General features: G+C 35.0%; 21 protein-coding genes. 3 read left to right on the top strand and 18 right to left on the bottom strand.

Annotation, left to right across the window (positions count from 1 at the left end; all coding sequences use genetic code 11):
* The first annotated feature begins 11 nt into the window (after positions 1-11).
* Positions 12-1508, top strand: a complete 1497-nt coding sequence (locus MKY81_RS11410) for a glycine betaine uptake BCCT transporter (protein ID WP_107920878.1) — start codon at positions 12-14, stop codon at positions 1506-1508.
* Positions 1509-1721: 213 nt separating this feature from the next.
* On the opposite strand, the gene MKY81_RS11405 is transcribed toward MKY81_RS11410, so the two are convergent.
* Both MKY81_RS11405 and MKY81_RS11400 read right to left on the bottom strand, forming a co-directional pair.
* Positions 1722-2348, bottom strand: coding sequence for a TVP38/TMEM64 family protein (locus MKY81_RS11405; protein ID WP_108071828.1), 627 nt, complete (start codon positions 2346-2348; stop codon positions 1722-1724).
* A 208-nt stretch (positions 2349-2556) separates the two neighbouring features.
* Complete coding sequence (locus MKY81_RS11400) at positions 2557-4542, bottom strand: S9 family peptidase (RefSeq protein ID WP_108071830.1); 1986 nt, start codon at positions 4540-4542, stop codon at positions 2557-2559.
* 409 nt (positions 4543-4951) lie between these two features.
* On the opposite strand from MKY81_RS11400, the gene MKY81_RS11395 reads away from it, so the two are divergent.
* Positions 4952-5335, top strand: a complete 384-nt coding sequence (locus MKY81_RS11395; protein ID WP_107920881.1) for a hypothetical protein — start codon at positions 4952-4954, stop codon at positions 5333-5335.
* Between the two features lie 122 nt (positions 5336-5457).
* Here MKY81_RS11395 and MKY81_RS11390 read toward each other — a convergent pair whose 3' ends face one another.
* Positions 5458-6024, bottom strand: coding sequence for a competence protein ComK (locus tag MKY81_RS11390; protein WP_066234000.1), 567 nt, complete (start codon positions 6022-6024; stop codon positions 5458-5460).
* A 190-nt stretch (positions 6025-6214) separates the two neighbouring features.
* On the opposite strand from MKY81_RS11390, the gene MKY81_RS11385 reads away from it, so the two are divergent.
* Positions 6215-6451: an IDEAL domain-containing protein gene (locus tag MKY81_RS11385; RefSeq protein ID WP_108071832.1), complete on the top strand. Its 237-nt coding sequence runs from the start codon at positions 6215-6217 to the stop codon at positions 6449-6451.
* 95 nt (positions 6452-6546) lie between these two features.
* Here MKY81_RS11385 and MKY81_RS11380 read toward each other — a convergent pair whose 3' ends face one another.
* The 15 genes from MKY81_RS11380 to MKY81_RS11310 all read right to left on the bottom strand — a co-directional run bounded on the left by MKY81_RS11380 (position 6547) and on the right by MKY81_RS11310 (position 20036).
* On the bottom strand, positions 6547-7011 hold the full coding sequence (locus MKY81_RS11380) for a DUF5085 family protein (RefSeq protein ID WP_066233994.1): 465 nt from the start codon (positions 7009-7011) through the stop codon (positions 6547-6549).
* 3 nt (positions 7012-7014) lie between these two features.
* Positions 7015-7458 (bottom strand): DUF5085 family protein, encoded by a 444-nt coding sequence (locus tag MKY81_RS11375; RefSeq protein WP_066233991.1) that lies wholly within the window; start codon positions 7456-7458, stop codon positions 7015-7017.
* Positions 7459-7512: 54 nt separating this feature from the next.
* Positions 7513-8277, bottom strand: coding sequence for a hypothetical protein (locus tag MKY81_RS11370; protein WP_108071834.1), 765 nt, complete (start codon positions 8275-8277; stop codon positions 7513-7515).
* Between the two features lie 51 nt (positions 8278-8328).
* Positions 8329-9072: a hypothetical protein gene (locus MKY81_RS11365; RefSeq protein ID WP_341117842.1), complete on the bottom strand. Its 744-nt coding sequence runs from the start codon at positions 9070-9072 to the stop codon at positions 8329-8331.
* An 80-nt stretch (positions 9073-9152) separates the two neighbouring features.
* Complete coding sequence (locus MKY81_RS11360) at positions 9153-9926, bottom strand: hypothetical protein (protein ID WP_107921366.1); 774 nt, start codon at positions 9924-9926, stop codon at positions 9153-9155.
* A complete protein-coding gene (locus MKY81_RS11355) occupies positions 9926-11530 on the bottom strand; it encodes a T7SS effector LXG polymorphic toxin (protein WP_341117840.1) in 1605 nt (534 codons plus the stop codon). Before MKY81_RS11355 ends, MKY81_RS11360 begins: the two co-directional genes overlap by 1 nt.
* Positions 11531-11552: 22 nt before the next feature.
* The gene (locus tag MKY81_RS11350) at positions 11553-11828 is read right to left on the bottom strand and encodes a TIGR04197 family type VII secretion effector (RefSeq protein ID WP_108071840.1); all 276 of its coding nucleotides are present in this window, start codon (positions 11826-11828) and stop codon (positions 11553-11555) included.
* 7 nt (positions 11829-11835) lie between these two features.
* Positions 11836-12246 (bottom strand): DUF5082 domain-containing protein, encoded by a 411-nt coding sequence (locus MKY81_RS11345; protein WP_066234216.1) that lies wholly within the window; start codon positions 12244-12246, stop codon positions 11836-11838.
* Positions 12247-12496: 250 nt separating this feature from the next.
* The gene (locus MKY81_RS11340) at positions 12497-13756 is read right to left on the bottom strand and encodes a M48 family metallopeptidase (RefSeq protein WP_341117838.1); all 1260 of its coding nucleotides are present in this window, start codon (positions 13754-13756) and stop codon (positions 12497-12499) included.
* Positions 13757-13924: 168 nt separating this feature from the next.
* Positions 13925-14563 carry a GDSL-type esterase/lipase family protein gene (locus MKY81_RS11335; protein WP_181294648.1) on the bottom strand — a complete coding sequence of 213 codons (639 nt, stop codon included), beginning with the start codon at positions 14561-14563 and terminating at the stop codon, positions 13925-13927.
* 91 nt (positions 14564-14654) lie between these two features.
* Positions 14655-15431 (bottom strand): enoyl-CoA hydratase-related protein, encoded by a 777-nt coding sequence (locus MKY81_RS11330; RefSeq protein ID WP_108071845.1) that lies wholly within the window; start codon positions 15429-15431, stop codon positions 14655-14657.
* A 132-nt stretch (positions 15432-15563) separates the two neighbouring features.
* Positions 15564-17102 carry a fatty acid--CoA ligase family protein gene (locus MKY81_RS11325; RefSeq protein ID WP_108071847.1) on the bottom strand — a complete coding sequence of 513 codons (1539 nt, stop codon included), beginning with the start codon at positions 17100-17102 and terminating at the stop codon, positions 15564-15566.
* A 308-nt stretch (positions 17103-17410) separates the two neighbouring features.
* Entirely contained in the window at positions 17411-18400 is a 990-nt protein-coding gene (locus MKY81_RS11320) for a lipoate--protein ligase (protein ID WP_066233968.1), read from the bottom strand.
* Between the two features lie 35 nt (positions 18401-18435).
* Entirely contained in the window at positions 18436-19173 is a 738-nt protein-coding gene (locus MKY81_RS11315; protein ID WP_108071849.1) for an MBL fold metallo-hydrolase, read from the bottom strand.
* A gap of 119 nt (positions 19174-19292) precedes the next feature.
* Positions 19293-20036: a FixH family protein gene (locus MKY81_RS11310; protein WP_341117835.1), complete on the bottom strand. Its 744-nt coding sequence runs from the start codon at positions 20034-20036 to the stop codon at positions 19293-19295.
* Positions 20037-20222 lie beyond the last annotated feature (186 nt).

Raw genomic sequence — 20222 nt, 5'->3', positions numbered from 1 at the left:
AGGTGGATTTGATGAAGAAAGTAACAATTGTTTTTACGATTTCAGTTATTATTACCATTTTATTTGTTCTTTGGGGAGCCTTTGCTGCCGATAATCTGGCAAGTGTAACAGGCGATATCCAAAAATTTCTGCAAACGCAATTTGGGTGGTTCTATCTTATAGTAGCAAGTGTCATTTTGCTTTTTGCGATTTACTTAATCTTCTCTAAATACGGGAAAATTAAACTTGGAAAAGATGATGAAAAACCCGAATATGGCCTTATCAGTTGGTTTGCCATGTTATTTAGTGCCGGAATGGGCATTGGTATTGTTTTCTATGGCGTAGCCGAACCATTGCAGGATTATTTGGCTCCGCCGTATGGGGATCCCGGTACTAAGGAGGCCGCTGCCGATGCCATGAGGTATTCCTTCTTCCACTGGGGACTTCATCCGTGGGGAATATACGCAGTGATCGCTCTCGCCCTTGCCTATTTTAAATTTAGAAAAGGGGCACCCGGATTAATTAGTGCCACGTTTTATCCATTATTAGGAGATAAGGTAAAAGGATGGATCGGTAAACTCATTGACATTATTGCCGTTTTGGCAACGGTATTTGGTGTCGCTACATCATTAGGACTAGGTGCAGCCCAAATCAACGGCGGTTTGCATTTTATATCTCCTAACATCCCAAACAGCATTTCCGTTCAATTTATTATTGTTATAATCGTTACGGTTTTATTTATATTATCAGCTGTATCCGGGTTAGGGCGTGGAATAAAGTGGCTGAGTAACGCGAATGTAGCCTTTGCAATTATTTTGATGCTATTTTTATTATTTGCGGGAAATACAGGTTTTTTGCTTGATTACTTTACATCAACCCTTGGAAATTATATTCAAAAACTTCCGAGCATGAGTTTGAATATTTCTCCATTTGATGAGCAACATAGCGAATGGATGCAGAATTGGACACTCTTTTATTGGGCATGGTGGATTGCTTGGGCTCCATTTGTAGGGACGTTTATTGCCCGCGTTTCAAAGGGACGTACAGTACGGGAGTTTATTATCGGTGTTTTAGTTGTTCCAACTATTTTCTGTACATTATGGTTCTCCATTTTTGGCGGTTCCGGAATGTACTTAGAAAGGATCATGCATGTAAATCTTGGTGACGTGATCAAAAGTCAAGGTACTGAAGTTGCATTATTTTCCGTATTGGCGCATTTCCCATTGAGCACGATCACATCTATATTAGCGATTTTACTTATTAGTATATTTTTCATTACATCAGCTGACTCAGCAACCTTTGTTCTCGGTATGCAAACGACAAATGGAAGCTTAAATCCTCCAAATCTTACTAAAATTATATGGGGAATTCTTGTATCTGCTACGGCATTGGTTCTGCTTTGGTCCGGTGGATTGACAGCTTTGCAAACAGCGTCAATTATCGCGGCTTTCCCTTTCGCCTTCATCCTAATTTTTATGATGTTCTCGCTGATTAAATCCTTTAAAAATGAGGTAAAACGAAGAAAATGAACAGAAGGCAAAATTGAGCAAAGGCAGTAAATACTATTAGATCATCGACATGATTAATATAATCAGTTAGTTTCATATCGAAGCTAAGTATAGTGTAATAGTTCAAGCTGCATATCCATAAAAATGCACCTCGCAAAATGGTATTTGAGGTGCATTTTTATTTTTTTATGCTTTTATGCGAAATTAGGGCCATTTAAACTGGCTCAATTTTCCCTATTGGCTTTTTCCTAGTTTCTTCTCCTTTTCCAATCTTTTTGCTAATCTTACTTCAATTCTTTTGCCAATGAACCATAGAATGACGATGATAAGAAGAACAGATGCCGTTTTTAATGGTTTATATATTAATGACACAACATCATGCCCAACAAAACTGATAATAAAAATCATAACCATTTTTCCAGTTACAACAGCTAAAATATATTGAAAAGTATTGATTTTTGATAAACCTGCAACAATATTGACGACTGCTGAAGGGGTGAAAGGAAAGCAAAGAAGCAGAAAAATAGGGCCAAATCCGTGTTGTTCCACCCAGCGTGTGATTTTTTCGACTTGTCGATTTCTATGTAAAAAAGATAATATTCTACTCTTTCCAAATCTACGAATAACTAAGAAAACGAGAATTGCTCCTGCGCTGGCACCTGCCCAAGATATTAAAAAGCCTAGCCATAGGCCAAATGCATTTGCATTTGCCAATACAATTAAAAACAGTGGCAAGAAAGGCAAAAACGCTTCAATTATTATTAATAAGATCCCTGGTAAAGGTCCGAATGAACGATATTGCTCAATTAAATTCATCATATTTTCAATGGTGAACCATTCTTTAAGTGAGTGAAAATCCATCTTGTTTCCCCTATTCTATCAGGCACTTTTCTTAAAATATTACCGCAATTTACTTTCTAATAGAAATTTTTTTCTTAAGTATAGCATACAATGGGAAAGGATTATAATTCCAAAATAAGATTTTTCCGAAAAAAAAAAAAAAACCACAAAAGGGCTGTTGCAAAACATTTGTTAATTGTCCCTTTGTAGGTTTTTTTAATGAGTATTATTAAACATATTGCAAGAACCAATCTTTAATATAATTTAACCGTTTTATTCTTAAGTCAGGTTTCCCGCTTCTTGATAGTTCGTGATTGGATTCGGGAAATCGGATAAATTTTGTTTGTTTTTGTTGACGTTTAAGAGCAATAAATAATTGTTCCGCTTGTTCAATTGGACAGCGATAATCTTTCTCACTATGGATAATTAGCAATGGTGTTTCAATATCTTTCGCATAGGCAAGCGGGGAATGCTTCCAAAGTTTTTCAATATCATTTAAATCTGCGAGAATTTGCCACTCGGAAAAGTAGTAACCGATATCACTTACACCGTAAAAACTAATCCAATTGGAGATCGACCGTTGAGTGACGGCAGCTTTAAATCGATTCGTATGCCCGACGGTCCAATTGGTCATAAATCCGCCATAACTGCCCCCTGTTACACCGAGACGATCTTTATCAATAAATTCATATTTATCTAAAACATAGTCCACAGCATTCATTAAATCCTTATAGTCATTTCCGCCATAGTCGCCGCGAACTGCATCGACAAACTTTTGTCCGTAGCCGTGACTGCCCCGTGGATTTACATATAGGACGGCAAATCCTTGTGCAGCCAAAACTTGGAACTCATTAAAATAGGTGTTCGCATACATCGCATGTGGTCCGCCGTGGATTTCTAAAATTAATGGATATTGTTTCCCTTCTTCAAATCCAACTGGTTTCATAAGCCAACCATGTACGTTCCATCCATCTTCACTTTCGAATTCAATTGGTTCGACATCAGAAAGCACTCTTGTTTGCAAAAATTCCTGATTTACAAACGTTAGTTGTTGTTTTTCCCCATTTTGTAAATTAACAAAATATAACTCACCAGGCTCTGTTGCTGTACTAATCGCAACCACTGCCGTATGGTCTTTTGGATGTAATGAGAATCCATAGACGTGTTGCTCGTCATGTAATGCCGGATAAATTTCTCCCGAGATATTTCCATAATAAACAATCGTGTTTCCGTGGTCAGAAATGACGAAATAAAAACTTTCATTATCTTCTGCCCACTGTACACCTGGCAAAGCCGCTCCCTGTTGGAAATCGCCAACAGCATAATCCCCTACCGGTGCGTCAATTTCACTTGTAAAACAATTAAGTTCCTTCGTCTGTAAATCATATATCCAAACCTTACTATGAGTAGCATTTTTAAACTCTTGCTCATTTCCTTGGAATGATAAATAACGACTATTAGGCGACCAAGAGGTTTGCCAAAAACTACCTGTCCCTTTCGTCACCGGAATCGACTCTTTTGTTTCTAGATTAAATAAATAGACATCGGAAATAAACGACGCATCACTATCCTCGGAAAAATCGGCAAGAAATGTTACATATTTTCCATCTGGCGACCACGAGCCAAGTGAGTAATGATTCTCACCGTTTGTTAACTGTTCAATTTCTCCTGTTTCAAGATTCACCATTCCAATATGTGAAAATTGTGTAAGATCCAAGAAACCACTTGAATCGGACTTATATTTCATCTTTTCAACTTCTAATGGTTTTAATTCTTTATCTTCCTCCGTTTCCTTTTTCACTTGATCATGGATCGATTCCTCTTTTCCAATTACAACTGAAAAGGCAATTTTCTTTCCACACGGAGACCATACCGGGTTTTTGGCTCCATTTTTGCAAAATGTAATTTGTTTCGCTTCTCCTCCAAATTTTGATAGAACAAAAATTTGGGATTTCCCTTCCCTTGTTGATACAAATGCAAGCTCATTTCCGTTTGGAGACCAGCGTGGGGAATGTGTGCGATCGTTACCAAATGTCCACTGTTTTGTCCGCTTATCACGTAAATTCATATAATATAAATTTGATACGTAATCCTTTTTCTCTTTTTCAATATGTGTTTGTACAAAAACCACTTCATTCCCATTTGGAGAAAGTTGTGGATCAACTATTGATTTCAAATCATATAAATCTTCGGCTTGTATACCTTTTTTTGTCATTTGATCACCTTTCCTCATATTCAGTCGAATTTGATATATTCTTACTTATCTACTTATTTATTTCGCCACCCAAAACATTATCCCTGCAATTATTTTTTAATTTTGGCACTTTTTTAAGGAACCGTTCCTTTCCGCTACAGGCACTTGCTTTCCGCGGGGCTGGCGATGAGCCTCCTCATCGCTTCGCTCTTGCGGGGTCTCATCTGTCCAGCTGATCCCGCAGGAGTCAATTGCCTTCCGCTCCAATCCACTCTGTGCGTTTGATATTGTTGAAAGTAACAATCTTTAAGTAATCGTGTCGATAATCTGTATTTTTATGGAGAAACTACAGTCATAATTAACTTGAAATTTTTGCTCGACACGAGTAAAATATATACGAACACATGTTCCTTTAAAGGAGGACTCTTCAATGACTAAAATACCTGAAAATGATCGAAATATTATTGAGAAAGCAATTTATCTGCCAATGATATTGATTATATTAAATCGCGATTTGGAAATTATTAATAACAGCCCATTCAAACTTAAAAAGCCTTATCTCGAATGGATTGAAGAAACGATGATATGTATCCAAAAAGAATTAGCTGGTGTGAAGCGTTATATGAAACAGCAACAAATTAAAGTGGAAAAAATAAAATCGGATGATGCCTTTACAATGTATATGTTTCTTTATAAAGGTTATGAGGAAGCACACAATTATTTTAATCCAAGACTGCGGAATCGATCGGAGGAATTAATGAAATACTACCTGTTTCAAAGATTCCAAAACGATTCAGTTATAAAAAGAGCGTAGTAAGAAAAGCGGAAACGCCTTGCTCAGGCGCTGAACATTGCAGGATACTCTGTAAGACTGCTTTTTAAAGAAGAAGCAATCATTAGTAGTAAGATTGCTTCTTCTTTATCTGTCAGACTATTTTATTCCTCAAAAAATCTTTTGTAATCATATTCCCTTTTCCGTTCTGAGGCCTCCATGTTTAAATAAAAGCCTGTACGTTTATATTTGTTATCCATGTTTTCTATATGTTGATAATATTTTATTTGTAGTTGAGAAGCCCTTCGTAATTGGTTGGTGAATGAACTTAAGGAGATTGGAATTTCTAGCGTCTGTTTATTACGAAGAGTGACTAAGGTGTTATTAGAAGATGATCGTTCGTGGTGAAGAACATGATTAAGTGAAAGCCATATACAATCTGGATTCATTGGTGATGTAGTTGGAAAAAAATAAATAGATGAATAAGGATCAACCATAATAGGTGCTTTATGAGTAATCCCTATAAGGCGCCTTGTCCCATTTTTCCTCCCTTCATAGGAAGCTCCATAATACTCACAACTATTCTTCATAATTTCTAACGGCTTAAACGGAGATATACATCGGTTGTCAACCTCTATAATTTCTGAATAAATTTTAGACCCATACGTAATCGGCAAAATAGCCATTGTAAATGGTGAAATTTCAAATTCCTCGATTATTTTTTCAGACATTTTCTTCTCCCCTTTTCAACAAAAATAGTTAAATATATACATATTATAATGTATTTTTACAACTTTAGCACTATTTTTTGATAAAAAATTTAAAATATTTTCAAAACTATATATCTGAATATTTAAAGTATTAAATTGACTTTTTGTGTAAAAACCTTTACACTAAAAAAAAGGTTAGAGGTGATCATCGATGGAGAAAAAAAAGTCCTACACAGAGATGGTTAAGGAATATGCGATGACACAAATAAAAAACGAAAAATTTATGGCGGAAATTTATGCGGAAATGATTTTAAATGAATTGCTATTAACTCGAAGAAAAGAGCAGATAATGAAAAGAATTGATCTTGCTCTAGATTACAAAGACAAGCAAACATTTTTATTATTAACAGATGAATTAAAGGAATTGGAAAAACAATTTGGTTCATGAATGAAAGGGATATCTTAAAGCGGGAAAATATCCTAAGATTAGCTACTATCTAAATCGATAGTAGCTTTTTAATTGAATATAGACGAAACGTCTCATTATAATCCTAATTCCTCTGAATCATCGACAAAAACTTTTACTTTAATTTCAACCCACTGTCCTTCATCATCACCTCTTAAAATATGAAAAATCGGCGAGTTTATTTTATAGCCATGATTAACCGCAAATTGAAATAGTTCATCATATGCATGCTCTGTTTCAGTCTCAAAGTTACTTCTCACTCTTGTCATTAGCATTTGATCCATATAAAAATAACTTTGGAAGAATAAATCTGATTCTTTAGGTACATATGATTGCTCGACGGGAATAAAAATATCAATTAACATTCTTTCGTCAAAAGGGATATTGTACAATGCATAAAAAAGAGGACCCGCAATCGTTAAATTAGCTTTTACAAGTTTTTCGTTAAAATCTTCTAATGCCATTTCAAACTGGCTATAGTGAATTTCATAAGTGTGCCAAACGACATTTTTATGCATAATTGTTTCGTATTCAATAACCATATCTCACCCTTCCTTCACTTGAGCGTAAATGTCCATGATGACATTATCAAACGCATCAAAACATACGTGATAAAAGGATTCATCGATTTCTAGACCGTTCTCTTTCGCATAATGTCTTAAAAGTTCATATGCTTCTTCCAATTCATCGACTTCCGGACAGCGAACATAAATAGCAGGGGTGATTTCCAAATACTCTAGTTGTTTAAAGTTCGCATCTTCACCTACTTCTACTTCCGTATTCAACCCAATATAATATGTATATTTACCGAAAGAAGGTTCATTCTTCATTTCCTCCACCTTAAATACAACCGGGCTCGTATAATAAATGTCTTCATTCACCAAATTCCTTCGCAAACCTAAAGCGGGTAAAAACCATTCATCATGCGGAATAACCTCTTCCACAGTCACAACATTCCTTATCACTAACGACTCTTCTCGTACAATCATCAAAGATCCCCCTCATGAACAATTATAAATCTATAAATTTATTAAATGTGCAAACTATCTTCTTTTCTTCTTCCTTCTCTTTTTCTTTTTAACATATTGTTGCTTCGGTGGTGGATTGACGGCGAAGGATGGGAAGCGTAAGATACAATAGGCATCCATTATATAGTCACATACTGCATTACCCGTATAAAAAAACAATGCGATAGCGGCTATTAGAAAGAAAATTATATCAAAATCAGCATATCTTGTTAAAAGTAATATGGAACAGACCACCATTGCTAAAAAGATAGGTATGATTAAGACTAGGCTTCCCTTTTCTTTTTTTATTTCTTTGTCGCTTAAGGAATACATACCTTTCTTAATATAAAATATCAAACGGTATAATAGAACAAAGTGGAGGAGTATTCCCAATAAAAATAACGTCAATAAAAACGCTTCTATATTTTCAAAAACGCCACGATCCATTGCACTAATCGAAATGAACACAAAAGGATCAATTATAATTTTATAACCATAGATGACCTTGGAAAAACTTAATATTTTTTGATTAATATTGTTCTTTTTGTGGCAAAAAAGCAAGAGAAGTATTTGGCATACAAATAGTCCCCCTTCAGAAAAGGCCACTCCTTTCCAAAAGGAACTAAAATTGCTCCAGCCTACGGCGTTCCAATTAAACACCGCATAGTAGGGGAGTCCAAGAACAAATATGGTATAAATCAATGTTCCTAAATGAAACATATACATATCATCAAAATCATTTGAACGCCCGCCTATGATTCTTTTTAATCCTGCGAAGTTTTTTTCACTGAAAAAATTCATTATCTCAATACTTCAAGTTTCATAAAAAAAGATATATTAGTTATAGCTATCTCACTTTTTTGGGTTTTCCTTTTTTCTTTTATTTACATATTGTTGCTTTGGTGGTAGATTGACTGAGAAGGATGGAAATCGAAATATACAATAGGTCGCTATAATGAATTCACATACACCGACGAGCGTACCTAAATAAATCAATGTTACAATGAGCACACCAAATAAAAGCTCGAAATTCCCTAATATCCCTTTATTTATTAAAAGGCCAGATAGCAATACAAGGAAAAATAAAACCGGTAACGAGAGTTTAAATTTTGAAATATTTGTCTCTTTAAGGATATTTGAATTCTTTTTCTTTAATCTATTTATTAATATTAATAGAACTAAAATATGAAATAGAAATCCAAAAATTAATATCATATAAAACACAAATGCATATGATTCATAAACTCCACTATCTTTAAAAAACATAATCATCATTAAAAATGGATCCAAAGCCATTTTATATAAAAATACAACTGTACCAACAATTAAAACCTTCTGGTTAAACGGATTATTTGCCCTACAAAATAGAATGATTAGAATTTGAATTGCAAATAAAATTGCCTCAATATAATAAAGGATATGCCATCCTAAGGATAATTGATCCCACCCTATTGTATTGGCATTGGCTACAATAAATGATAATCCCACAAAAAAACCAGAAACTACAAGTAAAATAAGGAGGTGATTCCTCATACGAGGCATACTCATTCTTCCCTCTTTGATTTCGTCCTTAAATCTAGTGAAATCTTTTTCCAATAATTGAACTATACCAACACCCCCATTGTCATCATATCCTTTTCAATTACTATATCAATTTAAATTAATTATATTAATTTTTACTTTTTTGTCTTCTTTTTTTTCTTAACATACTGTTGTTTCTTTGGTTGATTGACGGAAAAAGACGGAAATCGTAAGACACAATAGGCTACTATAATAAATTCACAGATTGCATAAGCAACGCACAAAAGTAATACGGTCGCTATAATTATTGCAATAGTAATATCAGAGCCTGGGATTTTTCGAATTAGTACAAACGAAAAGATGACCATTACAAAAATAATGGGAATTACAACATACTTCATACTACGAGACTTTTTAGTTTCGTTATTGCGATGCAATGAATATTCACCTTTTTTTATATTTCGAATCCACCTATAAAGAAAAATACAATGAAGTAGTAAACCTAAGAGAAGAATTGCAAACAAATAAATTTTAATATTCTCATATACTCCTCTATCCATTGTAAAAAAGGCAATTAACACGAAAGGATCTATTACCATTTTATATCCGTAAATAACCATTGAAAGACTTAATATCTTTTGATTAAGGTTCGTTTCCCGGTGACAAACGAGCAAAATTAATAATTGAAGTACCATTAATACGCCTTCACAGTAAAAAATGCTTTGCCAAAAGGGAGATAACTGATCCCATCCAACTGAACTCCAATTAAATATAAAGATAATTGGAACTCCAATCATCACACATGAAAATAAGAATGTACCGATATTAAATACAAACATCCCACTATTATCAAGTCGTCCTTCGGTAATATCTTTAAAATCTGCAAAGTATTTTTCATCTAGTCTGTTCATAGTTTCATCCTTCTTCATTATTTAAACCAACTGGAAATTTTTGAGCCAATTTTTTTACACGTTTTGGAAACTGAATCTACCTTTTTATTAACAAAGTCTTTTGTTCTTTCAGTTAAACTTTTTGGTGGATTACCACCCTTCATATTTAATCCCGAACTAACAAGCATTCCAACCCCTGCCCCAACAACAGTCCCAATTGGAGGGAAAAACGCAGATCCAACAGCGGCTCCTATGGCTGTTGCTCCAGCACTATATACGCCATCCACCGCCGTACCTACCACAACTTTTTGGGTATCTCCTTTATAGGTATTATAATTATCTGCCGCAATGATCCCCATGCCGAGTGGTCCTAGTCCTTTTCCTACCACCTTCATACTTTTTCCTAATGAATTCATTCCCTTTGTACTTTCTTTAAAGTTTTCTACAGCATTTTTGTAGGCAACCTTTGGATCCTTCCAATTTGGCAATGAGTTTATCGCCTTTTTTGTTGCGGTGTATTTCTTTCCTACTAATTCATCACTGAATGTGGTAGCCATTTTCAAGGCTTTTTTGGAATGTGATAGCTTTTTAAATTCTCTATATTTATCTAATCCATATAATTCTTCAAACTCGCGCATCATGGCAAGTTTTCCGCGTTCTTTGCCGTATACTTCCAGGTTTTCTAGCAATTTTGGCAAGTTGTCTTTCGTAAATGCCTTTGATTTATACTGATCTAGATGGCGATAGAATTCTTTCGTTTTAATTTTATATAGTGTAGAAGATAAATAGTTATTAAATGTTCGATACTGTTCCTTTGTAAATGCATGTATTCCTTTTTTTCTAAAATTTATACGTGCTTCTTTATCCTTAAGCTTGTAATAAACATAAGCCTGTGCCATTACAGTGGAAAGAGTATTCGCTTTATTAATATTCTTTAAAACTTTAACAAAGGATTTACTACCGATTGCCATCGTAACTAACACGGCTGCTAAATGGGATGAATCGTTTTGCTCCTTATTCCCTAAATCATCTGGATTAAATTTAGCGACATCACTAGACCCCACTACACTATTCGCGGCATGTTCGCCAATTTTCTTCATTACCTTTTCCACTTCATGTTTCGTCTCTTGGACAATTTGTAATGCCCTTTGGTCGAAAGCGTGTAATTTTTTATTAACCTCTGTAACATGCTTCTGAGAATCGTGGACACTGTTCGTAAATGGTGAAATAGTTGGAACATTAAGTGATACGATGTCCGAAACGTTCCTAATAATTTGTTCTCCCTCATGGTGTGTGTCTAAAACACCATTCTTTATGGTTTGTACCTCTTTATTCAAATCATGTAAATAATCTTCCGTAATGATCGCACTATTCGATTGATCTACCGTATGTTGAAACTCTGAAATGATTTTGGAAAAATTCTTCTGTAGTTGTTGGGCCACTGCTTTTAAATCCTCCACAGATTGACCATGAACCGTTTGGAAATATTGTTTTGCCGTACTAGCGGCTTTTCCTTGAAAAGATGCTAATTTGCTAATATTATCCGTCTTTTGTTTGATCGTATCGAGCTTAGCTGTGATATTTTTCATACTATCATTTAACTCTGACTCAAGACCCAACAATTCCTCCATCGCTACCTTCATATTTATCAACTCCTTTCCACACTTAATTTTTTAATGGACCCCCAAGAAGTTCATCTTGTTGTACCATGGAATTACCCATATTTTGCAACTTGTTTAAATCTAGATCAAGCAATTCGTTGTACAAGGTTAATACATTTTGAAAATCCTTTATGACGTCAATTTGCTGTTGTATGCTCTTTAAATTGGTTTCTTTTAATGAGAGATCTATTGCTTTAATTCCTTCTAAAGCTGATTTTGCTGTTTTGGCATGATTAACCACTGAGTCAAAAACTGTTTTATTAATTGAAATTTGGCCCATGGTTCCATCACCCTTCCTTCGCTATTTGTATTGAGTAAGTTAGGTTTGAGATATTTGAATTTAAAAAGGAAATGTCACTATGACACCGATCCAGTTGATTAGATAATCTTTGAATTTCCTCATTCATTCTGTCTTCCACTCGCCCTAAATGATGAACATACTCATTCAAGGACTGTTCCATATGATGAGTCAATGTTTCATATTTATTTTGAGTTGTTCCTCTCCAAAGTGAGGAATCCGTATCAAAAGACTTAATTTTTCTTTGATACTGTTTAGAGTCATGAATGACACTAATTAATCTTACCTTTGCCGATTTAAGACGTTCCAGCTTTCCCGATAAAATAGTAATCTGCTGACGCTTCTGGGCAAGCTGTCCTTGCATATTTGACCTTCTGCGAATAAGTTCAGCTTTATCCACCAATACACACCCACCTTCACACTCACACTATATATAATATTTTCCAATATTGACACATAATCTATCAAGCATTTTCCAAATAACAGAACTAAATACCTACTATTATTAGCGTCTAATTACCTAACGCAACTGACAAATTCATGAATATTTTCCTATTCCCGATCTCATAATGTAAGTTTTCTAGCATAAAAAAGGAAATCATTTTTGAATAAAGTTCAAAAAATGATTTCCCTTCGATGTTTTGGATTCATTATTTTTTCTTAAAATCCTCAACCATCCTAATCCTTTCTAGCATTGTTGGATGACCATAACGGAAAATTTTCACTAAAAACGGTGGATTTACTTGACTCAGGCCGGATTTCGTTAAGTCTTGGAATGTTTGAACAGCCGCTTTTTTGTCATTTGTCATTTCCATTCCGTAGCGGTCTGCCCTCATTTCTTCATAACGAGATACCCAATTCGTAATCGGACTCGCAGCAAAAAGTAAAACGGAAGTAATTAATAAAAATAATGGGAGTGAACTCAAACTGGAAACCGCTGTAACTTTCAACTCTGTTCCTTTTTTCCTAACTAGTCTATTCATTACCCCTGCGGTAATCCATAAGCCAATCCCGGTAAGGATAATATATCCAGCGATTCCAAAGTAAATATGTTTTTCTACATAGTGTCCCATTTCATGTGCCATGATAAAAAGGATTTCCTTCTCATTTAATTGCTCCAATGTCGTATCCCATAAGACAATTCTCGCATTTAATCCAATTCCTGTAACATAAGCATTTAGTGCATTCGTTTTTTCCGACATATTCACTTCATATACATGTTCAGCTGGAATATTGGCTTTCTCCGCTAACGCTAAAATTTTTGTTTCTAAGTCCTTATTTTTTAAAGGATAGAAATCATTATATAAAGGATCAATAACGACAGGCTGAATAAACATCATGAAGATCATAAATGGAATCGATAGGAGCCAAGCTGGAACCCACCATCTTCTTTTAAAGCGTTTCATCAGCCAGTATAGCACCGTTACGATAATAAACATTTCGATAAAATTCACCCAAAAATCAATTACTTCATCTTTCATCCATAGTGAAAAGGTTTGTGTTGAAATATTGTAGGCTTTTGAAAACCGATACGAAATATAACTTAACGGAAACGTGACAACGAATGAAATGACTGATAACAAAAATAAATAGATGGCGGATTGTATGATATGTAACCTTGATGTACTTTCCGCCCAGCGTTCAAATCCTTTTGATATTCCAAAGATAAGGATTAAAAAGTAGAACAGCCACTCATATGGAGTAGAAATGAAATATAATAAGTTCCTGATTTTAGAGTATTCTTCACTTAGCATAATTTCCCTACTATTTAAGAACGTTGCAGGATCGACACTTGTCCCTTTAAGATGATCTGGAACAGTAGATCCCGCTAAATAAAATAGGTAAACATAAACTGCGATTCCAATTAGCAAATAGGCGATGACTGCGCGAAATGTCCATTTTCTTAACAAATTATCTCTCCCTCCTTGTCCTCTTTATAAATGTAGTAACATAAGAAAATTTTAGAACGGAAACTTTTATCATAGTAAAAATATGCCCATTTTTACCGGGGTTTATTTTTTACCCCTTAAAACAATGATCGGTTATCCCTTTTCAGAGATAACCGAATCAATGTTTTTTTATAATGGGTCATAGCCTAGTTTTGCGAGGGCATTAGCAATCAGACAATACCCACGGTGGTTCGGATGAATATGATCTGAGGATAGTACTTCCTTCTCTCTACCAATAAAAAGCTGATGAATATCCGCAACTTTGATAAGTGATGATTTTGTAAGACTTTCTATATTATGATTAAATGCTTCAACCCACTTATCAACACCATTTATTTCGGGAAAAGGATTATAAAGATTCATCATACGAATAATATATCGTTGATCATTTTGTTTAAATTCAGTTATTTGCTTGATGATATTGTCTAGGTTTCGCTTCCCTTTTTCTAATGCAATGAAAAAATCTGCTTCCTTTTTATCCTGTAAAAACTTTTTCGCGGCATCTATCAAATCATTTCCGCCAGCCGTAATAGTGATAATATCTGCTTCTTTAATACCTTTATATAGAAATGGATGATTCAAACTCTTTAAAATGTCGCCAGTCGTTGCCCCTGTTTTTCCAAAAACAGCCGGATGTACCCGTGTGTTTAAAGCTTGGCGTGTTAAATATACATATCTCGTAATAAAGCCTTTTGAAAATATGTCCGAACCAATTCCAACAGTTAGAGAATCCCCAATTGCACAATAACGAATAATCCTGCGTTCCATCCCTTCACCCCGACAAATAAGTATTACTACCATGTTTATTCAATTACAAGGGATTTGGAGATAGCGTTATTGCTGAGGGTTTCTAACTATTTTATTTTCCTTTAAAATTTGGCTTTCTTTTTTCGGAAAAAGCTTGAAGCGCCTCAACACGGTCCTCAGTAGGAATCGTTATTTCATAGGCTTTTCGCTCGATTTCTAAACCGGTATGTAAATCGACATTCATTCCATTTTTGATAGCAAATTTCGCTTGTTGTATGGCAATTGGTCCATTCGCTTGAATTTCACCCACGAATTCGTTTACTTCTTCAAGAAAACGAGCCCGCTCGACTACCTTTGTCACAACACCGTATTGATACGCTTCATCAGCTGTCATTCTTTTCGCTGTTAAAATTAATTCCATCGCCTTTGCTTCACCAATCAACCGAGGCAATCTCTGTGTTCCGCCTGCTCCAGGAATTATTGCTAAACTAGTTTCTGTAAGGCCCATGACTGCATCAGAAACAGCAATCCGAAAATCACAGGATAAAGCAAGTTCCATCCCGCCACCAAATGCATAACCGTTCATTGCGGCAATTGTTGGTTGCGGCAGATTTGCAATCGATTCAAAAACTTCACCGATTTTATAAACATTTCTTCGCACTTCCTGTTCAGATAATGTTTTTCTCTCCTTTAAATCAGCTCCAACACTAAACGCCTTTTCACCAGCACCTAAAAAAACCAACGCGCGAACTTCCGAATTCGTTCTGATTGATTCTACAACACTTGCAAGCTCACAAAGTGTTTCGTAATTAAACGCATTCATTGCCTTTTCACGGTTCAGTGTAACAAAACCAACATAGTTTTTAACCTCAAATAAAATATTCTTCATGATTCCCCTCCTCGTACTGATTACATTATTATTTCAACAAAGCTTATGAAAACCCTTTCCAATTTATTATTTTCCGATATAAGAATGTGAAAAAATACAGACTGACATCTGTATTTTTCGTAATCTCCATTTTTAATTTTGCAATAATTGATCCTTTAATGCCCGTCTTAAAATTTTCCCAGTTGTATTTTTCGGAAGTTCTTCGATAAATTCAATCGAATGTGGCAGTTTATATTTGGCTAGATGCTGTTTACAGTATTCCATTAAATCGGCTTCTGTTAGTGTTGTATCTTTACGCACGACAAAGCATTTAACGACTTCGCCTTGTTCAGGATCGGGTACGCCGATGACAGCAGCTTCGACTACGTCCGGATGTTCATAGAGAACTTCCTCTACTTCCCTTGGATATACATTAAAGCCGCCGACAATCACCATATCCTTTTTTCGATCGACAATATAAAAATATCCTTCTTCATCCATTTTCGCTAAATCTCCCGTGTAAAGCCATCCATCACGAATCGCAACAGCTGTCTCTTCCGGCATTTTGTAATAGCCTTTCATGACATTTGGACCACGGACAATCAACTCACCAACTTGTCCAGGAGGCAGCTCCTCCCCTAGTTCATTCACAACTTTATTCTCGACATGAATAATGTTTGTCCCAATTGACCCGGGTTTCCGTGGTCGATCTAACGGATTAAAGCATGTAACCGGGGATGCTTCTGACAATCCATAACCTTCGGAAACAAACACATTAAATTTCTTTTCAAAGTTTTTCAATAACGCAACAGGCAGCGAAGATCCTCCGGAAATACAAAGGCGTAACGAGGAGAAATCACTAGGGTTCCCTTCCGGATATTGATATAAATAATTGTACATTGTCGGTACACCGGCAAAAACGGTTGCTTCATATTTTTTAACTAACCTAAAAATTTCTTTTGGACTAAACTTAGGAACGATGATGATGGTCGAACCACTAATTAGTGGGGCGTTCACGACAACACTTAAGCTAAACACGTGAAACATCGGTAACGTAGTAATTACCGTGTCATCGCTATTCATTTTTAAATAATCACCAATATCTTTCGCATTTGAATAAAGATTTTTATGTGTTAACATTGCCCCTTTTGGCCTGCCCGTTGTTCCCGAAGTATACAAGATGACTGCAACATCATCCTCTAAAAGCTCAGGTCCTTCAAATGCGATACTTCCCGAGGAAACAATACTTGAAAACGATTTCATTTTTGAGTTCGCTGGAATCTCCATTTTCTTCGTAGGATCTGACTCACAAATAATATAATGTTCCACCTGCGGAAGCAAGGAACCCATTTTCTCAGCCAATGGAACGAGTAAATCTAAGGCAACAACAACTTTCACATCACCATTAGTTAATATGTAACCAATTTCATCCGGTGTGTAAATCGGATTAATTGGGATGACAGTCGCCCCTAAACGCATCGCACCATATAACGCAATAACAAAATGTGGAGAGTTACCTAATAATAATGCAATATGATCACCTTTTTGTACCCCTAATTGTTCCAACCCACTTGCAAATTTTGTTACAGCTCCATCAAATTCAGCATATGACACAGGCTGATCCATAAAAAAATAAGCCGTTTTTTCTGCATTTTCCTTCGCTGTAAATTTCAAATGTGAAGATAAATTCATATTCCCTCCCCCTTCTGAATGAATAGTCATTCATAAAAATATTCTAAATTTATTATATAAAAAGAATATTAGTCATTCAAGTATTATGAAAAAATTAAAACATAATTAATTATAAAACTTAGAAATTATCAAACGTTTTTGAAAAGAGGATCATGATCCACAAATGACTTTGTATGACGTACTAAATATTTCAATAACGAAATAGAGCATAAAAAACGAGTATGGAACCTTAGCGATTTCATACTCGTTTTCGAATGCTATTTCTATTTTCTGAACTACTCCGAAGAACTTTATTTTTTAATGCAACATTAATAAATCAAATCAATTAATTCCTCTTTTGTAATATTACCAAAATAATGTTTTACATCAATATCAGTAAGTGCTTTTTCAATTTCAGAACGTTCATAGCGTATTCCGGTCAGCTTTTCCTCAATATCACTTACGTTTCCAACACCGAAGAAATCACCGTAGATTTTACAATTTTCGATTATTCCTTTGTTCACTTCTAGCCGCACGTCTATCCCGCCAACTGGAAAACGATGTGTATGCTGCAAATTGAATTTTGGTGATTTCCCATAATTCCATTCCCAGTTTTGATAACGTTCTTCAGAAATTTTATGAATTTTTGCCCAGTCATCGTCTGTTAGTTTGTACTCTTGAATATTCTCACTGCCGCCAAAAATATGTTTTAAGATTAATTGACGAAATTCCTCCATCGTTAACTTTTCTTCGAGAAACTCGGAGATATTCGCTACACGGCTACGAATAGATTTAATGCCTTTTGATTCAATTTTGTCTTTTTTCACTTTTAATGCTGAAACAACATTTTCAATTTCAGAATCTAACATTAGTGTACCGTGGCTGAACATTCTACCTTTTGTGGAAAATTGAGCATTCCCGGATATTTTTCGTCCACCTACTTGGATGTCATTTCTGCCGCTTAATTCAGCATTTACCCCAAGTTTTTGCAATGCTTCAATAACAGGCTCCGTAAACTTCAAAAAGTTGTGGAAGCTTTCCCCATCATCTTTCGTAATAAAGCTGAAATTAAGATTTCCTAAGTCATGATAAACCGCTCCGCCACCAGATAAGCGACGTACGACAATAATATTATTTTTATCTACGTATTCTGTATTGATTTCTTCAATTGTATTTTGGTTTCTTCCAATAATAATTGAAGGCTGATTAATATAAAATAATAAATACGTTTCATTAATATCTAAATGATTCAATGCATACTCTTCGATCGCTAAATTAATTTGTGGATCGGTAATCCCGTTATTATCAATAAACAACATCTTAATTTCCCTCCTGAATCAAAACTAATAAAATTCTACGACAAATCGACAACTAGACCTTCCTCTGCAATGAAAATAGTACCTGAAAACTTTTCGGCTGCTTCACTCTTCAATTGATTCAAGTCTCCATATTGTGGTAAATGGGTAAGGATTAAATTTTTTACTTGGGCTGCTCTTGCGATTTCTCCTGCTTCATAACTTGTCATATGTCCAGCCGCCGAACCATCCATATCTCCATAAAAATTACTTTCACATAAAAAGATGTCTGCATTAGCAGCGAATGAAGCAAAGGAATCTAAATAGGATGAATCTGCTGTGAAAACGAAAATAGCGTCTCCTGCTTCAATCCTCATAGCAAAACAAGGTACGGGGTGCTTCGTTCTTAAAAACGTGACTTTGAAAGGGCCAATAGATACTTCTTCATTTTCCTCATAAGGCACACCTTTTGTAACATCATCAAAAAATAATGACTGGAACCCATGCTCGTCTTCGTTATGTCCGTATATTGGCAGCGTTTTTATGTTCTTGTCCATATATTTCCCGATAATTAATGCATGCTGAAGTACACCAATATCAGCAATATGGTCTGGATGATAATGTGAAACAATCACTGCATCTAACTGTTCCGGATTTATGTATTGTTGAAGTTTAGATAGTACAGCACTGCCGCAATCGACTAAAAGATGAAATCCTTCATGCTCAAGCAAATAGCCTGCGCTCGCACCATTTACTTTTGGGTAACCTCCCCAAGGACCGATGACCGTTAGCTTCATATATATCACTCCTAAATTATAATCTATCTAATCTATGTTATCAATTTCACTATACTCCTTTTTACCCATATATCGCAAAAAAGTTGTCCATATAAATGAACAACTTTTAGTGTAACTATTTATTTTACTTCATAATCAAATACTTGATGTTCATGTAAACCTTCATTATTTTCTACATGAACTTTAAATTGATAGTTTCCCGCTTCTTTAAATGTATGTGTACCGGAGTATTCACCCTTAGCTGTTTCTTTCATTGGAATCCACTCATGTTTCTTTTCATTTGCTTTGTTCCATACTTCAATTTGCACTTGGGCATTTGTTAATGTTTCATTGTGCTTAGTCATATGGATGTTGAAATCAGCCTTTTCACCTACTTTGGCTGTTTTAGGACTCATGACATGCATCACAACTGAACTTTCTTCATGATGCTCCCCTTCCTCAGCCGATTTCATTTTGGATGGATCTGGATTCCCAACTATTACTGATTTTTTTGGCATCATATGCATGTCTCTTGCCGTTACATGAACTTGGATCGTATAAACACCATCATGGTCAAAAGCCACTTTTCCTGTATACTTCCCATTTTTTTCATTCGTTGCTTTGATCATCTTACTCGAATCTTTAGCGCCTTCTTCCCAAACTTCATATTCAACTTTCGCTGCATCAGCTACTTTTTCTTTTCCTTGTGTTACTGTCGCACTTAAAGGAATATTTTCATTCACTTTCGCTTTTTCTTGTAAATCTAATACTACATTTATTGGTTCAACACTTTTTTCATTTGAACCGTTCCCGTTATCTTTTGTCCCGCAACCGGCAATAATAAGTGTTGAAATAAACAATATAGATAATAGTATTTTCTTCATCTATGATTCCTCCTAAACTAACATGTCTCCATCATAACACTTGAATCCAAAAATAAATTTTACTATTTGTTAATAAGTATTGACGATTATGTGAAAATAATATGTTAGGAAGATAAAATAATTATGTCTTTTTATTGAAAAAAAACTAATTGTCCAATACTCCGTGTCAATATCATTTATAATTAA

It is taken from the genome of Heyndrickxia sp. FSL W8-0423, assembly GCF_038009395.1.
In the GTDB taxonomy this organism is placed as follows: Bacteria; Bacillota; Bacilli; order Bacillales; family Bacillaceae_C; genus Heyndrickxia; species Heyndrickxia sporothermodurans.
The sequence above is the reverse complement of the archived record's forward strand: the minus strand, read 5'-3'. Positions and strand labels throughout refer to the sequence as shown.

Bases quoted from the DNA above. Each gene is read 5' to 3' on its own strand.
- MKY81_RS11410 (WP_107920878.1), top strand. From the start codon at position 12: ATGAAGAAAGTAACAATTGTTTTTACGATTTCAGTTATTATTACCATT.
- MKY81_RS11405 (WP_108071828.1), bottom strand. From the start codon at position 2,348: ATGGATTTTCACTCACTTAAAGAATGGTTCACCATTGAAAATATGATG.
- MKY81_RS11400 (WP_108071830.1), bottom strand. From the start codon at position 4,542: ATGACAAAAAAAGGTATACAAGCCGAAGATTTATATGATTTGAAATCA.
- MKY81_RS11395 (WP_107920881.1), top strand. From the start codon at position 4,952: ATGACTAAAATACCTGAAAATGATCGAAATATTATTGAGAAAGCAATT.
- MKY81_RS11390 (WP_066234000.1), bottom strand. From the start codon at position 6,024: ATGTCTGAAAAAATAATCGAGGAATTTGAAATTTCACCATTTACAATG.
- MKY81_RS11385 (WP_108071832.1), top strand. From the start codon at position 6,215: ATGGAGAAAAAAAAGTCCTACACAGAGATGGTTAAGGAATATGCGATG.
- MKY81_RS11380 (WP_066233994.1), bottom strand. From the start codon at position 7,011: ATGGTTATTGAATACGAAACAATTATGCATAAAAATGTCGTTTGGCAC.
- MKY81_RS11375 (WP_066233991.1), bottom strand. From the start codon at position 7,458: ATGATTGTACGAGAAGAGTCGTTAGTGATAAGGAATGTTGTGACTGTG.
- MKY81_RS11370 (WP_108071834.1), bottom strand. From the start codon at position 8,277: ATGAATTTTTTCAGTGAAAAAAACTTCGCAGGATTAAAAAGAATCATA.
- MKY81_RS11360 (WP_107921366.1), bottom strand. From the start codon at position 9,926: ATGAAGAAGGATGAAACTATGAACAGACTAGATGAAAAATACTTTGCA.
- MKY81_RS11355 (WP_341117840.1), bottom strand. From the start codon at position 11,530: ATGAAGGTAGCGATGGAGGAATTGTTGGGTCTTGAGTCAGAGTTAAAT.
- MKY81_RS11350 (WP_108071840.1), bottom strand. From the start codon at position 11,828: ATGGGCCAAATTTCAATTAATAAAACAGTTTTTGACTCAGTGGTTAAT.
- MKY81_RS11335 (WP_181294648.1), bottom strand. From the start codon at position 14,563: ATGGAACGCAGGATTATTCGTTATTGTGCAATTGGGGATTCTCTAACT.
- MKY81_RS11330 (WP_108071845.1), bottom strand. From the start codon at position 15,431: ATGAAGAATATTTTATTTGAGGTTAAAAACTATGTTGGTTTTGTTACA.
- MKY81_RS11325 (WP_108071847.1), bottom strand. From the start codon at position 17,102: ATGAATTTATCTTCACATTTGAAATTTACAGCGAAGGAAAATGCAGAA.
- MKY81_RS11320 (WP_066233968.1), bottom strand. From the start codon at position 18,400: ATGTTGTTTATTGATAATAACGGGATTACCGATCCACAAATTAATTTA.
- MKY81_RS11315 (WP_108071849.1), bottom strand. From the start codon at position 19,173: ATGAAGCTAACGGTCATCGGTCCTTGGGGAGGTTACCCAAAAGTAAAT.
- MKY81_RS11310 (WP_341117835.1), bottom strand. From the start codon at position 20,036: ATGAAGAAAATACTATTATCTATATTGTTTATTTCAACACTTATTATT.